The sequence below is a fragment of the Phaeobacter sp. genome (assembly GCF_022825805.1).
GTDB lineage: Bacteria > Pseudomonadota > Alphaproteobacteria > Rhodobacterales > Rhodobacteraceae > Phaeobacter.
The window spans coordinates 1-13,497 of sequence record NZ_JAJDWC010000152.1; the positions used below are offsets into that span (position 1 = coordinate 1).

At 58.9% G+C, this 13,497-nt stretch carries 12 protein-coding genes, 1 tRNA gene, 1 other RNA gene, 1 pseudogene and 1 riboswitch; of the genes and pseudogenes, 6 read left to right on the forward strand and 9 right to left on the reverse strand.

Features of this window, described 5'->3' with window-relative positions:
• Positions 1-140, forward strand: a pseudogene (locus Q0C28_RS16955) (IS5/IS1182 family transposase); the annotation flags it as partial.
• A gap of 545 nt (positions 141-685) precedes the next feature.
• Here Q0C28_RS16955 and rpsU read toward each other — a convergent pair.
• Positions 686-892 (reverse strand): 30S ribosomal protein S21, encoded by a 207-nt coding sequence (gene rpsU, locus Q0C28_RS16960; protein ID WP_005614280.1) that lies wholly within the window; start codon positions 890-892, stop codon positions 686-688.
• 174 nt (positions 893-1,066) lie between these two features.
• Between rpsU and Q0C28_RS16965 the strand changes: the two genes are divergently transcribed.
• Together Q0C28_RS16965 and Q0C28_RS16970 are read left to right on the forward strand one after the other, a co-directional pair.
• The gene (locus tag Q0C28_RS16965) at positions 1,067-1,768 is read left to right on the forward strand and encodes a COQ9 family protein (protein ID WP_293577601.1); all 702 of its coding nucleotides are present in this window, start codon (positions 1,067-1,069) and stop codon (positions 1,766-1,768) included.
• 112 nt (positions 1,769-1,880) lie between these two features.
• Complete coding sequence (locus Q0C28_RS16970) at positions 1,881-2,873, forward strand: NAD(P)H-quinone oxidoreductase (protein WP_293577602.1); 993 nt, start codon at positions 1,881-1,883, stop codon at positions 2,871-2,873.
• A 79-nt stretch (positions 2,874-2,952) separates the two neighbouring features.
• On the opposite strand, the gene Q0C28_RS16975 is transcribed toward Q0C28_RS16970, so the two are convergent.
• Both Q0C28_RS16975 and Q0C28_RS16980 read right to left on the reverse strand, forming a co-directional pair.
• Positions 2,953-3,810 carry a DUF2189 domain-containing protein gene (locus Q0C28_RS16975; protein ID WP_293577604.1) on the reverse strand — a complete coding sequence of 286 codons (858 nt, stop codon included), beginning with the start codon at positions 3,808-3,810 and terminating at the stop codon, positions 2,953-2,955.
• A 322-nt stretch (positions 3,811-4,132) separates the two neighbouring features.
• Complete coding sequence (locus tag Q0C28_RS16980) at positions 4,133-4,756, reverse strand: ribonuclease T2 (RefSeq protein WP_293577657.1); 624 nt, start codon at positions 4,754-4,756, stop codon at positions 4,133-4,135.
• A gap of 202 nt (positions 4,757-4,958) precedes the next feature.
• On the opposite strand from Q0C28_RS16980, the gene Q0C28_RS16985 reads away from it, so the two are divergent.
• Both Q0C28_RS16985 and Q0C28_RS16990 read left to right on the forward strand, forming a co-directional pair.
• The gene (locus Q0C28_RS16985) at positions 4,959-5,732 is read left to right on the forward strand and encodes a cell cycle transcriptional regulator TrcR (protein WP_293577605.1); all 774 of its coding nucleotides are present in this window, start codon (positions 4,959-4,961) and stop codon (positions 5,730-5,732) included.
• A 239-nt stretch (positions 5,733-5,971) separates the two neighbouring features.
• Positions 5,972-6,048 (forward strand) — tRNA-Met (locus Q0C28_RS16990).
• Between the two features lie 218 nt (positions 6,049-6,266).
• On the opposite strand, the gene recR is transcribed toward Q0C28_RS16990, so the two are convergent.
• The 3 genes from recR to Q0C28_RS17005 all read right to left on the reverse strand — a co-directional run bounded on the left by recR (position 6,267) and on the right by Q0C28_RS17005 (position 9,321).
• Entirely contained in the window at positions 6,267-6,866 is a 600-nt protein-coding gene (recR, locus tag Q0C28_RS16995) for a recombination mediator RecR (protein WP_293577607.1), read from the reverse strand.
• Positions 6,867-7,035: 169 nt separating this feature from the next.
• Positions 7,036-7,380, reverse strand: a complete 345-nt coding sequence (locus tag Q0C28_RS17000) for a YbaB/EbfC family nucleoid-associated protein (RefSeq protein ID WP_293577608.1) — start codon at positions 7,378-7,380, stop codon at positions 7,036-7,038.
• Positions 7,381-7,485: 105 nt separating this feature from the next.
• Positions 7,486-9,321 carry a DNA polymerase III subunit gamma/tau gene (locus Q0C28_RS17005; protein ID WP_293577610.1) on the reverse strand — a complete coding sequence of 612 codons (1,836 nt, stop codon included), beginning with the start codon at positions 9,319-9,321 and terminating at the stop codon, positions 7,486-7,488.
• Between the two features lie 307 nt (positions 9,322-9,628).
• Here Q0C28_RS17005 and Q0C28_RS17010 point away from each other — a divergent pair, with 307 nt between their 5' ends.
• Positions 9,629-10,207 carry a protein-tyrosine phosphatase family protein gene (locus tag Q0C28_RS17010; RefSeq protein ID WP_293577612.1) on the forward strand — a complete coding sequence of 193 codons (579 nt, stop codon included), beginning with the start codon at positions 9,629-9,631 and terminating at the stop codon, positions 10,205-10,207.
• A gap of 36 nt (positions 10,208-10,243) precedes the next feature.
• Here Q0C28_RS17010 and Q0C28_RS17015 read toward each other — a convergent pair whose 3' ends face one another.
• From Q0C28_RS17015 to Q0C28_RS17025, 3 genes are all read right to left on the reverse strand, one after another.
• Positions 10,244-10,669 carry a hypothetical protein gene (locus tag Q0C28_RS17015; protein WP_293577614.1) on the reverse strand — a complete coding sequence of 142 codons (426 nt, stop codon included), beginning with the start codon at positions 10,667-10,669 and terminating at the stop codon, positions 10,244-10,246.
• Positions 10,670-10,756: 87 nt separating this feature from the next.
• Positions 10,757-10,980: riboswitch (cobalamin riboswitch) on the reverse strand.
• A 149-nt stretch (positions 10,981-11,129) separates the two neighbouring features.
• Positions 11,130-11,228: signal recognition particle sRNA small type (gene ffs, locus Q0C28_RS17020), an RNA gene on the reverse strand.
• Positions 11,229-11,320: 92 nt separating this feature from the next.
• Positions 11,321-13,183, reverse strand: coding sequence for a 5'-nucleotidase C-terminal domain-containing protein (locus Q0C28_RS17025; protein ID WP_293577615.1), 1,863 nt, complete (start codon positions 13,181-13,183; stop codon positions 11,321-11,323).
• Positions 13,184-13,497: the final 314 nt, after the last annotated feature.

The window sequence follows — 13,497 nt, forward strand, 5'->3', positions numbered from 1 at the left end:
TCGAGCGGTTCTTTGGCAGGCTGAAAGCCTCGTTCCGTCGCATCGCAACCCGATACGAAAAGACGTCACGCAATTTCCTGTCGATGATCAAACTGGCATCCGTCAGACTGTGGATCGAGTTTTATGAGTCGGCTGCCTAGACGCGCTTCGTCAGCGCCCAGATCTCTCTGTGGCGATGCCGCGTGCTGTTTGGTTTCTGCATTGCCTGTGACCTGAGTGGGTTCTTCGTGAAATACACGTGGCTGAACCTGGCATGCCGAATGATTTGGCGAGCAACTTTGCAAGGATTGCGGATCAGGCCGATGGGCCATTGATTAAATCAGTGGGTATACGAGCGAACCAAAAGTGAAAAAACCCGGAGTGGCGAATGTCTTGGTCAAAAGGGGGTAAGACAAGCGCCTGATGGGGGGGAGACGCTGCCGACTCCGGGTTAGGCCGTCGGGTGTTCCAAGTCCGACGGAGTGGGCAGCTTCTGGGGAAACGCGTCAGCCTGCCCACACTTCTGAGTTTAGCGCAAATCAAACCGAAGAGACATGAGGTTCAGATATAATTTTTGGTAAAATTCTGCGTTCCACCGGAATTTCGCCAGGTGCCTCGCCATTTTCGGTTACCCCAAAAACGACAAACCCCCGCGGCAGGGCCTCGGGGGTCATCTATTGCGTTCAGAAAAGCAATGCAGAAGGGCTTAGAGCAGACCTTCGCGCTGGGCTTTCTTCCGTGCCAGTTTGCGGGCACGACGAATCGCTTCAGCTTTCTCGCGCGCTTTTTTCTCGGACGGCTTCTCGAAATGTTGCTTGAGCTTCATTTCACGGAAGACGCCTTCACGCTGCAGCTTTTTCTTCAGGGCACGAAGCGCCTGATCGACGTTGTTGTCACGAACACTAACCTGCATGTGGTTTTCACCACCTTTCTAAGTTGAGTTGCAAGAGGTTGCATGAAGTGGCCGTATAGCAAGCCCGCACTAGATTGTCCAGCACCGGTAAGATAGGAGCATCTGCGGCCAATTGCGGTGCTGCGCAAGGGCGCGCCATCAGATATGACGCAACCATCGACAGGGGAGGATGTCATGACAGACTCGAACACGACGACAACAGGGAACGATCCTTTGGATCAGCTGTTGGAAGCGGCGTTGATGCATGTGCCTTTTGATGGTTGGAGCAGCACGACGTTTTCTGCCGCCGTGGCAGATTCTGGGGTGAACCCGGTTGTTGCCGATGCGTTGTGCCCCCGTGGCGCTGTGGATCTGGCTGTGGCCTATCACAAACGCGGTGATGCGCTGATGTTGCAGCGTCTGGCGCATGAGGACATGACTGGCCTACGGTTTCGCGACAAGATCACCCGCGCGGTTCAGCTCCGGCTTGAGGTGATCGACGACAAAGAAGCGGTGCGCCGCGGTGCGACCCTCTTTGCCCTGCCGCAATACGCCGGAGATGGTGCAAAGCTGGTCTGGGGCACCGTAGATGCCATTTGGCGCAGCCTCGGGGACGTGTCTGAAGATATCAACTGGTACACCAAACGCGGCACGCTGTCCGGCGTGTACTCCGCAACGGTGCTGTACTGGCTGGGTGATGACAGTCTGGAGCATCAGGCGACCTGGGATTTTCTGGACCGCAGGATCGAAAACGTTATGCAGTTCGAAAAGCTGAAATCGAAAGTGCATGCCAACCCTTTGCTGAAACCGTTGCTGGCGGGCCCAAACTGGCTGGCGCAGCAAGTGCGCGCGCCGAACGCACAGGACGATCTGCCCGGCTGGACCAAAAGCGGATAGGATCTGTCGCAGCACATCAAACCCAAAGTTGGCGCCCGGTATGGGCGCCTTTTTTGTTTGCGGCTCATGGGGTGCCTGTTAGGCATGTAGCAGCACGAGGAGGAGGCACACCATGGTTGAGATGATGCAAGCGGTTGAGATCGCAGAGCCGGGCGGACCTGAGGTGTTGCGCCTGTGCGAGCGGCCCATTCCGGTGCCCTCTTACGGTCAGGTGGTGCTGAAGGTGGCTTTTGCCGGGGTGAATCGCCCGGACGCCTTGCAGCGGGCTGGTTCCTATGCGCCCCCGCCGGGTGCCAGCGACTTGCCCGGTCTGGAGGCCGCGGGGGAGGTGGTTGCCATCGGCCAAGGTGTGCAGGGCATTGCCCTTGGAGATCAGCTCTGTGCCCTACTGCCAGGAGGTGGCTATGCGGAATATGTGGCGACACCGGCGGCACATTGTTTGCCCATTCCCAAAGGGTTGAGCCTGAAACAGGCAGCCTGTCTGCCCGAGACGTTTTTTACCGTGTGGTCGAATGTTTTTGGGCGGGGTGGACTGCAGGCTGGCGAGCGTTTTCTGGTGCATGGAGGCTCTTCCGGTATCGGGACGACGGCCATTCAGTTGGCTGCAGCGCTTGGGGCGCGGGTGTTCACCACCGCCGGATCAGCGGAGAAATGTGCCGCCTGCCTGTCGCTTGGTGCGGAACGGGCCATCAACTACCGCGAAGAAGATTTTGTCCCGGTGCTGAAAAACGAAGGGGGCGCTGATCTCATTCTGGATATGGTGGGGGGCGACTATATTCCACGGAACCTAAGGGCGCTGGCCGATGATGGGCGTTTGGTCCAGATCGCCTTTTTGTCCGGTCCAAAGGTAGAATTGAATTTTGCCCAGATCATGATGCGCCGGTTGACGGTGACGGGGTCGACGCTGCGGCCGCAGAGCGATGTTGCCAAAGCGGCGATTGCGCGGGATTTGCAGCAGACTGTCTGGCCGCTGATCGAAGCAGGCAAGGTCCGTCCGGTTATGGATCAGACCTTTGCCTTGTCAGAAGCCGCAGCGGCGCATGAGCGGATGGAACGATCCCGCCACATCGGCAAGATCGTGTTGCAGGTTGCGGGCGCGGCGTAGTCCGCGCCTAACCCAGCCCAGCCTAAGCCATCCGGGCCTAGTAAGGTCCAGCCTAGCCCGGCTCTAGCTGTGGTTCAGCTTAGCCTACGGCGCGGCGATAAAGATGCCAGGTGGCGTGCCCCAGGAGCGGGATGACAACAATCAGCCCCGCAAACATCGGCACAGCGCCGAGGAACAACAGCGTGCCAACCATCGCACCCCAGGTGAGGCAAACAACCGGGTTCTTACGCACGACTTTCAGTGAGGTTGCGACGGCGACAGGCAGCCCTGTGTGGCGATCAAGCAGCAGCGGAAAAGACACAAGGCTGACGGCCAGAGCCACAACTGCAAATGCTGCCCCCACGGTCGAGCCGACGACAATCATGATCCATCCGGGCGTGGTTGTCAGCGCCGCTGTGGCAAAGGCCATCAGGCTCGCCGGGGCTTCGGGGCCCAAGGTTCGATTGAAGATCCCGATGGCAAATACCATCCACAGGACAAACAGGCCCGCAAGATAGAGACCAAGCATCAGAACCGACAGGAATGCCGGAGACCGCAAGACTGCAAACGCATCCGCCCATCGTGGTTTGAAGCCCGCTTCTCTGCGCGCTGACATTTCATAGAGGCCGACCGCGGCAACTGGGCCGATCAGGGCAAAGCCCATCACCACCGGAAAGATCAGTGGAAACAAATCGGCCGAGAACCCAAAGACAACGAGGGCCAGTCCGATCAGCGGGTAGAGAAAGACAATTGCCATTGCATCACTGCGGCAGGCGATGAAATCCTGCCACCCGGCCGAAAGCGCAGCGGTGATATCAGACATATCCAGGACCAGCGCTTCGGGAGCGCTGCGCTCTGTGTCGCTGCCAAGCTGATCCACAGAGGCCGACAAATGCGCGCCCGTCAGTCCGAGTGCTTTGGTGAGCCAACTAATTGGGTTTCCAATGGTGCGTTCCATATTCCCTCCTTCTGGCAAAACGAGTTCGCCCGCCCGAGGGATCGCAATCATGGACACCACAGGCGGTGCGTTCTGTATCTTAGCACAGTTTTGCGGCCCCAGATTTCACAGGTCTGTCACAGGCCTGTCAGGACTGCGTTAGGGGCCCGCCAAGAGGCTGCCGGGGCGCTGGTGCAGCGCTATTCGGTCAGCGAGGTTCTTGGGTTGGATAGGCGGCGATTGTGGCAGGGGTAGCGCCGCTTCCGGCGGGAGTATTTGGGGAAAGATGACAAGCGGGTCCCGCAAGAGGCCTTTGTCGCTTCGGAATTGTGCTGTCAGCGCGTTAGCGGATTGGCGGAAAGACGGCCTGATCTAGCTTGCAGTCGCGAACCACATCGCGGCCACAGGGCACCGGTTGCAGGGCCTTTGACAGGCAGATACGTGCTTCCTGAATATATCCGCTGCGGCAGGTGACGGTGAGCATATCAGGCTCCAGGTCCTGATTGTCCTGCAGGAAAGCCTGCTCAATCAATCGCGCGGGTAATGTCACTTCTTGCGTCAGGCGCCGCAGGGCAACCGGCCGGACGAGTTGGGAATAGGCCTGGCGAGACAGGGCAAAGTAATCCGTTGCAGACAGGCCAGAACAGGTCCCGTGTTTTTTCCATTGGTGCCAGGCGAGCCCCGGCGTGCCCATGATGTCTGCCATTTCGCGGGTCTGGCGCCTGCTGGGCGGTGCTTTGGCGCTTTGGCAGTAGCTGGGCCAGCCCTGATGGTATTGCGGCCAAAGCCCATGCAAGATCCAGCCGTGATCGCGATTGGCGTCACATTGCTCCGAGCCTTTGGCATCCCCCTCGAGGGCGCACCAACTGGGCGACCAGCTGAGCGCCAGGACGTAGTAGTCAAACTGGCCTGCCTGGTTTTTTGTGCCCTGGTCCGCAGCCTGTGTGATTGCAGGGGTCAGCAGCATATGGCCGAGCAACGCCAAAGTGAGCCAAAGGTGTGACCGGAGCCGGTGGATGCCGTGCATTCGCCTCTTTCCTTATAGAATGAACCTGACTATATAGAAACGAAGTTCCCCGACAACGGAAACCGCCCCAGACTGGGGAAGCCTCTGACAGGCGACGGGAAAGATGTATCCGGGGTCCAGTGATTTTTAAGGAGATGAGCACATGGCAAAACCGTTGATGGCCAAGGCAACCGCCGTGTGGCTGGTGGACAATACCACGATCAGCTTCAAGCAGATTGCCGATTTTGTTGGCATGCACGAGCTGGAGATCCAGGGCATTGCGGATGGCGATGTGGCTGCTGGCGTGAAGGGCTTTGACCCGGTTGCAAACAACCAGCTGACGCAAGACGAGGTGGATGCAGCCGAGAAGAACCCGCTGCACAAGCTGAAACTGAAGTTCAATCCTGCCGCTGCTGGTGAGGAAAAACGCCGTGGGCCGCGCTACACGCCGCTGTCCAAGCGTCAGGACCGTCCGGCCTCCATCTATTGGTTGGTGAAATTCCACCCGGAACTGTCGGATGGTCAGATTTCCAAATTGGTTGGCACCACCAAACCCACCATTCAGGCGATCCGTGAGCGGACCCATTGGAATATCGCCAACATTCAGCCCATCGATCCGGTCGCATTGGGACTGTGTAAACAGTCCGAGCTGGACGCAGCGGTGCAGAAGGCAGCGGCGAAGAAAGCGGCTGAAGGCGGCGTCATGAGTGACGATGAACGTCGCAAGCTGGTGTCCACTGAGCAGTCCCTTGAAATGGATGCTGAGCCTCGGATGCCGACCGCTATCGAAGGTCTGGAAACCTTCACTCTGGGTGGCGGCGACACGTCTGAACGGACTGAAGACGAAGCGGTGCCGGATGCAGATAGCTTCTTCAATCTACCTGCTGGTGGCGGTGACGACGAAGATGACGAAGATGGGACCGATCCCCGCTTCTGATTGACGGCATCATCAATCGTGCAAAGAAAACCACAGTCTGTCTGGCAGGCTGTGGTTTTTTTCTTTTCATTCCTCAGGTTACCGTAGCGCCAGACTGTGATGTCACCGCTGGAAAACGTTATGTGGCAGCGCGATTAGGGCGCGATTGCAGAAAACTTGCCTGATCACGCCGCTTGCAGCGATTTTATGACATTTCTGCCTTGACGCTGACCGCTGGCTGGCTTAATTCCGCGTCCATCGGCGCGGTAGCTCAGTTGGTTAGAGCGAACGACTCATAATCGTTAGGTCGGGAGTTCGAGTCTCCCCCACGCCACCAAATCCTCCCTTTAGATATGACAGCCCATCTGCTGATGGTCTTGTACGATTTGCATCGCATTAGTGCTGTATCCCTCGCGCGCTGTATCCAGTCCAAGTTATGTTCGGATTTGATGTGCGGTTGGGCAGATCGCTGTTGAGTAGATCCGTGTGGCGCAGATCTCTGGGGCGCAGATCCCTGGGTCGCAGATTCCTGGGTCGCAGATTCCTGGGGCTATGTCAGATCTCTTTGCGCGCGCGCAACGCGGCACTGATGGTACCCTCGTCGAGGTAGTCCAGTTCGCCGCCGATGGGCACGCCTTGTGCCAATGAGGTCAGGCGCACCTGGCCTGTCAGTTGATCTGCGATGTAGTGAGCGGTCGTCTGGCCGTCGATTGTGGCGTTGAGCGCCAGAATGACCTCATTGACGCTTTCTGCGGCCACACGGTCCACCAAACGGGGAATGCGCAGATCCTCGGGCCCAACCGCATCCAGAGCAGACAGGGTGCCGCCGAGCACGTGGTAGCGACCTTTGAAAACGGCCGCCCGTTCCATCGCCCAGAGATCAGAGACATCCTCGACCACACAAAGTTCGCCATTGGCGCGGTCTTCGTCATTGCAGATGGGGCAGATATCATCGGTTCCGACGTTGCCGCAGTTCAGGCACTCGCGCGCTGTGGCGGCGACATCAGACATCGATTCCGCAAGGGGCGTCAGCAACAGGGCACGTTTGCGGATCAGATGCAGCACCGCACGACGAGCAGAGCGCGGTCCGAGACCGGGCAGTTTCGCCATAAGTGCAATCAGGTTCTCGATTTCGCTGGTAGAGGTGTCGCGCATCGCCATGGCCCTTTCGTCTGTGCCATATAGGCCAGCCCATGCGGCAAAGTTCAAGGGCGGCGAGACCCTGTGTTCAGGTTTTGTTTTGTAACCGCCAGCGCGGGCGCCGGTGGGGTCCACGGGGGCAATGATGACGAAAGCAGCCGTTGCCCCCCGGATCAAGCCGCGTTTAGAACGGCAGCTTGATATCTTTGGGCAGGCCCATGCTTTCGGTCAGTTTGCCCATTTCTTCCTGGGCTTTGTCCGCAGCTTTCGCCTGAGCATCCTTGATCGCAGCGAGGATCAGGTCTTCGACCACTTCCTTGTCGTCGCCATTGAAGATCGACGGATCAATATCCAGTGCCTTCAGGTCGCCCTTGGCCGAGGCAGTGGCTTTCACCAGGCCTGCGCCTGCTTCGCCGGTGACCAGAACGTTGTGCAGCTCGTCCTGCATCTGTGTCATTTTGGTCTGCAGTTCCTGAGCCGATTTCATCATCTTGGCCATATCGCCAAGTCCGCCGAGGCCTTTGAGCATCTGTTTTCTCCGTGGGTTCCATCTGCAGGCAGAAATACGGTCGCCTGAGAGACGAAACAAGGGGGAAGCCGAGCGAACCGCCCGTTGGCGCTGCTTTAGGGACGCCTATTCTTCCTCAAAAGGATCCCATTCGTCTTCAACCTCGGGCAGGGCATCGGCCTGCACTTCTGCAGCGAGATCCTCAGCGGTGCGGATATTGGTGATTTTGGCTTTTGGGAAGCTCTCCAAAACGGCCTGTACAATGGGATGTTTGCTGGCTTCGGCGCGCAGGGCATTTTCTGCGGCGTTCTCGCGTTCGGTGATGGTTTCCCCGCCGCCGTCATTTGAAAGCGAGACGACCCAACGGGCATGGGTCCAGGTCTGCAACTGCTGGCCCAAACGCGCGGCGAGGTCTTTGGGTGCGTCATCCGTGGGCTGGATGGTGATCCGACCGGGTTGGTAGGACACCAGACGCAGGTAGGTTTTCACGTACTCCAGCAGCAGGCCATCGCGTTTCACGCGAATCAATTCAACGACATGTTCAAAACTGGGATAGCGGGCGAGGGCGAGATCTGCCTGTGGGGCGAGCGCGGTTGCCTGTCCGTTGCCTGCCGACATCGTCGGTCCGCCCTGGGGGCCACTTGGCGTGCTGCCCTGCGATCCGGGTTGCTGGGGGACGTATCCGCCTGCGCCTTGGGGGGCGCCAGATGGTCCGCCAGAGCTTCCCATTGGTGCGTTCATATGCCCGCTGGATGGCGGGGGCGGCGGCGTATCCTGCAGGGTGCGCATCAGCTGTTCAGGTGTTGGCAGATCGGCCACATGGGTTAGACGGATCACCGCCATTTCGGCCGCCATCATCGCATTGGGGGCTGCCGCGACCTCTTCCAGTGCTTTCAGTAGCATTTGCCACATGCGGGTCAACACGCGCATCGGCAAGGCGTCTGCCATCTGGCTGCCACGGGCGCGCTCATCTGGGCTGACGGTGGGATCTTCCGCTGCGTCTGGAGTGATCTTAACCACCGACACCCAATGGGTGATTTCGGCCAGATCGCGCAGGACGGCCAGCGGATCGGCGCCTTCTGCGTATTGCCCGCTGAGTTCGGTCAGCGCCGAAGCCGCGTCGCCTCGCAGAATCATGTCCATCAGATCCAGCACCCGGCCGCGGTCTGCCAGGCCAAGCATGGCGCGCACCTGATCCGCAGTGGTTTCTCCGGCGCCATGTGAAATGGCCTGATCCAAGAGAGAGGTGGCGTCACGGGCCGATCCCTCAGCCGCCCGCGTGATCAGCGCCAGCGCGTCCTGCGCGATCTCTGCGCCTTCGGATGTTGCGATGCGCTGCAGCAGATCGATCATCACCTCAGGTTCAATGCGCCGCAGGTCAAACCGTTGGCAACGGGACAGAACCGTAACAGGAACCTTGCGAATTTCAGTTGTCGCAAAGATAAATTTCACATGTGCGGGCGGCTCTTCCAGCGTTTTCAAAAGCGCATTGAAGGCGCTGGTCGACAGCATGTGGACTTCGTCGATGATGTAAATCTTGTAGCGCGCAGAGGCCGCTCGGTACTGGACGGAATCGATGATCTCACGAATATCCCCGACACCTGTGCGAGATGCGGCGTCCATTTCCATTACATCGACATGGCGGCCTTCCATGATGGCGGTGCAATGTTCGCATTTGCCACAAGGATCGGTGGTGGGGCCGCTGGTCCCGTCCTCGCCGATGCAGTTCATGCCTTTTGCAATGATCCGGGCGGTGGTGGTTTTCCCGGTCCCGCGAATCCCGGTCATGATGAAGGCCTGCGCGATCCGATCCGCGGCAAATGCGTTTTTCAGTGTGCGCACCATGGCGTCCTGGCCGACCAGATCGCTGAAGGTTTCGGGGCGGTATTTCCGCGCCAGCACCTGATATTGCCCGGAGCTGTCCTGGTTTTCGTGGCTGGTGTCGCCTGTTTGGTCGTTCATAGTGCCCCGTGCCGGAATCGATGTCGCCAGTGTTGAGACAACAAACTAGGCAAGGTCACCAGTATCGTCCACTGTTGATCCTGTCTCTCGCGGATCGCAGAGCGATTCTTCTGCGGGCAAGATGGCTGCGCAATGCGGATGAGCATCTCTGCAGAGCAGGCGTGCGGATGCGTGGATAGCCATGGGGTCGGTTCAGCGAAGGTCTGCTTTGGAAGGTTTGCTTTGGAAGGTCTGCTTTGACTGGGCGCTCGGTGACATCGACACCTGCGGTCAAGGGGCGCCGGTCCAAACTAACCCAAGAAGGGCGATGATGAAGAAGGGCGATGATACAGTGCAGAACGATACCGAAGGCTCGTTTGTGACGGCATCGGGCGCAGCGACGCAAACGCACGCGCTGGTGATCCATGCTTTGTCGGCAGCCGACGGTATCCTTGCGCTTTGCCCCCTGCCTGGGGCGGGTGGGGATTATGCGGGGGACATGGCTCATATCCACGATTGGCAACCAGGGTTTGTCATCTCCATGACCACGACGGCCGAGCATGAACGTTTTGGGGCGGCATCCTTAGGGGCAGACCTGCAGGGTATGGGGTGCCGTTGGGTCCATTTGCCTGTGCCGGACTACAGCCCGCCACCGCCAGATGTTTTGATGCGCTGGCCGGAAGTCAGCCACATCGCGCGCAAGACATTGGTGGGGGGCGGCCGGGTTTTGGTGCATTGCCGGGGCGGCTGTGGTCGCTCTGGCATGGTCGTATTGCGATTGATGATCGAATTGGGTGAGCGCCCGGCCAGCGCTTTGGAGCGGCTCAGAAGCCTCAGACCCTGCGCCGTTGAAACCGACGAGCAAATGGCCTGGGCCTACGGGCCGCGGCGCATACCGGACCCATAGGCCTTTATATCGCCGCGGTTATTACTGCAGCTGACGTCAGGCCAGTTGCAGGGCGCGCTCGGTCTGCCGTGCCGATGGCTTTGGTGGGAGCGGCACCGCCTGCGCAAGGCTGCAGGGGAGGGACATGGTATCGGTGGACACCATTGGCGCTGCCTCTGGATCAAACAGTGCGTCCGCGAACCGGTTCAACTCGGTTTGATCATCCGTTTGCGCGACGCCGCCAAACACGCGGATCCGATCATGACTGGCCACAAAAATGGCTGGGCACGAGGCCGGGCATTTGGCGTCACGGGTGTCCAGCTGGCAGGTCCCGGTGATTTCAAAATCATCTTGCGTGCTGCTGCGGGCCTGCATCATGGCGCTGCTCAGCCGTGCGATCATCCGTTCGGCAGCCGGGCAGGGACGGCCCAAATGCATGCAAGTGCTCAGCGAATAGCTGTGTGTTGTGTCTGTCCAGTTCATTGCGCCCTCCGCGCGAAGGCAGGGCAATGTGACGGATCCTATGAACCTGACGAGGTTCTGCAGACCTGCCAAGACACCCCGCCCGGTTGTGGTTTATAACGAGATGGCAGGTCTCCTGACTTGCGGGTCAACGCTCTCCCGGGCCTTCCCGACGGTTGCCTTGCGGCTGTCGTCAGTGGCGTAATCCGGGGGGCTCACCGCTTACAGTTGCGGGGGCAGTCGCGGACTTGACACCCATTGGGCATCGCACCGTGTTCCCTTTTCATCCTGGCCACCAAAGCGACACAAGAACCATCACCTCAATGGCTAGCGGGCTGCGCCCCGAGTCGTCAAGGCAAGGTTCTACATTTGGTAGAGTTTCTGACCAATGCCTGCATATCTGCCTGACCATTGCTGCACAGAGGGCGTCATCCACGCGCAGGCTCGGCTGTGATTAGGGAGCAAGGGATAGAGGAGAGAAAGGTGAGAGGTTGGACATCGACCCAAGCGGGGCTCGTTGTGGCTGCTTCCTTCCGGACCTGACCAGGTTGGCGAGGCGCCTGCCCGCGCCAACCTCTCACCCGCTACATATGTGCCTGTGACGCAGATGGCAAGAGCGTGAATGCCGCAACCCAGCGCAGTTCTGGAAGCAATCGTTCAGCGCTGCATGGCTCAGAGCGTAAGTTGGAGGCGCAGAAACCCATCATGCGACAGTCCAATGGGTCTGACCGTATCGGTCTGCAGGTCAGGGAGATGTTTCCGCGCGTCTGGGCCCGTCAGAAATTCGACCGTTGTCCCGCCCAAATCGCTGAAGCGCCACGGATAGGCGCCATGTGTCAGGGGATCTGGCGGGCGCTTGCCTCCGACATAGTCACAGATCGCATCGCGGGTACGCACGGTTGGCAGAGGCAATGGCGTGGCAGTTTCGAGGGCAGAAAAATTTCCACCGCCGTTGATGCGGAAACTGCTGGAAACAACAGCGAAATACTGCGAATCCGTTACCGCAACTCCATTCCATGTCAGATTACGGATCCGCGATGCGGCCGCGTCAGACAGGCCTCCGCCGCTGTCGAACCTGTTTGGGGCGGAGACGTCAATCTCGTACTCGACTCCAAAAATCACATCGAAGTTGTGGCCTGCGCGGTCTGGATCAATCAGCATCTGCCCGGCTTGGCCCGGCGTGATGTGATTGAACACGCCCGCCGACATCTCCAGCCAGTCGCGCAGTTCGCGGCCAGTGACAATCACAGCGCGCAGTTCATTGGGAAAGGGCTGGATATCGGCGACATGGCGCAGGTGCATCGCCCCGGCCGGGACGTCGCTGTATCGGGTTGGACCTGCGCGACCGCCAAATTTGCCAGGGGCACTCGCGGACAAGAGGGGGATATTGGCGGCAGCGGTCTCCCGGAGCAACGGTCGTATCGCGGCCGCTTGCGCATATGCGGTCAAAGCCAGGGCTTTGTCTTCGTGGATAAGCGAGAAGAAAGAGTGGAGCCTGTGTTCGGTGCGACCGACGGGCTGGGCCATTTGTTCTCTGGTCTCTTGGTGCAGCGACGCAAGAGCCTCGACCATGCGTTTGTCTTCGTCGACTTGCGGCACCAATTCGCCATCATCTGTCCGCACTGCGATGGGTTGCAGGCTGGCATGACCCGACACAAGCGACCAACGTCCGCGACTGAGTTCCAGATCCAGATCAATCAGGCCAAGGTGGGAGCCATAGGCACCGGGCATAACGACCGGGATGTCGAACTGATGGTCGCTATCCGGCAATGTCAGATGCGTGTGGCCTGCGACGATGGCATCCAGGCCATCCAGGTCCGCCAGTGGCGAAAGCGCGTTTTCCAGGATCTGCGAGTTGTCATGGTCTGCAAGCCCAGTGTGGGCGAGACAAATCACCAGATCGCAGTTTTCGTTCTCTTTCAGGTGCTGTGATATCACGGCAGCGCTGTCGACCATCTGGTCGAATTCCAGAGCGCCAGTGAGCTGATAGGCTCCCCATTTCATTGTATGGGGCGGGAGCACGGATAGCAGCCCAATCCGCAGCGATGGGGCTGCGGGGCTGGCAGAAACGGAACGTTCCAGCACGGCATATGGCGCAAACGGCAGGTCCATATCGGGGTTGAGCGCACGGATGTTGGAGCAGATCACAGGGCAGGTGATCTGGGCCGCGGTCAGGCGCAATGCTTCCAACCCGAAATCGAATTCATGATTGCCTAGTCCAACAGCATCATAGCCCAGCAATGAAAACGCTTTTGGGACGGCGGCTGAACTCGGTTCACCGACGCGGATTTTCTGCTCGGCGATTGGCGTGCCGAATAGGCTGTCGCCATTGTCCACGAGGAGGGTCGCGCCATCGATTGCGTCAGCTTCTCGTCGCGCGGCGTCGACCAGCATCGAAACCCGAGACAGTCCAACGCCAGGGTTTGGGCGGTCGGAATAATAGTCATAACTCAACAGGTTGGCGTGCAGATCTGTTGTCGCCAAAACGCGCAGCTTGCCAAAGATCTTTTCCGCGGACGGCTCCGTCCCTGTCATGTTGCGCAACTTGAAGATCTCACTGTCGATCCCGTTTTGAGTTCGTTGAGAATTTATTAACAGCAGTCTTGTGCGGTTTGAAACACCGAAAAGCGCAGCAGTGGCCGCGTGAAATGCGGGCAATTCGATTTAAACCTACGCTTTATACTTGAGATAAGTGGGATTTGATTGTTTCAAGCCTACAGTCGAGAAAAGTAATTTATCGCGACTGTGGCCAGCAGGGTACATTATCGCATCCTATGGTGGAAATTAGTTCGTGAATTCAAGCCGCTGCGCAGTGCTGCGGAGCAGGTTGACACAAATCGGGGGCAGCA

Bases quoted from the DNA above. Each gene is read 5' to 3' on its own strand.
- Q0C28_RS16980 (WP_293577657.1), bottom strand. From the start codon at position 4,756: ATGCTGCTGACCCCTGCAATCACACAGGCTGCGGACCAGGGCACAAAA.
- Q0C28_RS16970 (WP_293577602.1), top strand. From the start codon at position 1,881: ATGGTTGAGATGATGCAAGCGGTTGAGATCGCAGAGCCGGGCGGACCT.
- Q0C28_RS16965 (WP_293577601.1), top strand. From the start codon at position 1,067: ATGACAGACTCGAACACGACGACAACAGGGAACGATCCTTTGGATCAG.
- Q0C28_RS16975 (WP_293577604.1), bottom strand. From the start codon at position 3,810: ATGGAACGCACCATTGGAAACCCAATTAGTTGGCTCACCAAAGCACTC.
- Q0C28_RS17010 (WP_293577612.1), top strand. From the start codon at position 9,629: ATGATGAAGAAGGGCGATGATACAGTGCAGAACGATACCGAAGGCTCG.
- Q0C28_RS17015 (WP_293577614.1), bottom strand. From the start codon at position 10,669: ATGAACTGGACAGACACAACACACAGCTATTCGCTGAGCACTTGCATG.
- Q0C28_RS17025 (WP_293577615.1), bottom strand. From the start codon at position 13,183: ATGACAGGGACGGAGCCGTCCGCGGAAAAGATCTTTGGCAAGCTGCGC.
- recR (WP_293577607.1), bottom strand. From the start codon at position 6,866: ATGCGCGACACCTCTACCAGCGAAATCGAGAACCTGATTGCACTTATG.
- Q0C28_RS17000 (WP_293577608.1), bottom strand. From the start codon at position 7,380: ATGCTCAAAGGCCTCGGCGGACTTGGCGATATGGCCAAGATGATGAAA.
- Q0C28_RS17005 (WP_293577610.1), bottom strand. From the start codon at position 9,321: ATGAACGACCAAACAGGCGACACCAGCCACGAAAACCAGGACAGCTCC.
- Q0C28_RS16985 (WP_293577605.1), top strand. From the start codon at position 4,959: ATGGCAAAACCGTTGATGGCCAAGGCAACCGCCGTGTGGCTGGTGGAC.
- rpsU (WP_005614280.1), bottom strand. From the start codon at position 892: ATGCAGGTTAGTGTTCGTGACAACAACGTCGATCAGGCGCTTCGTGCC.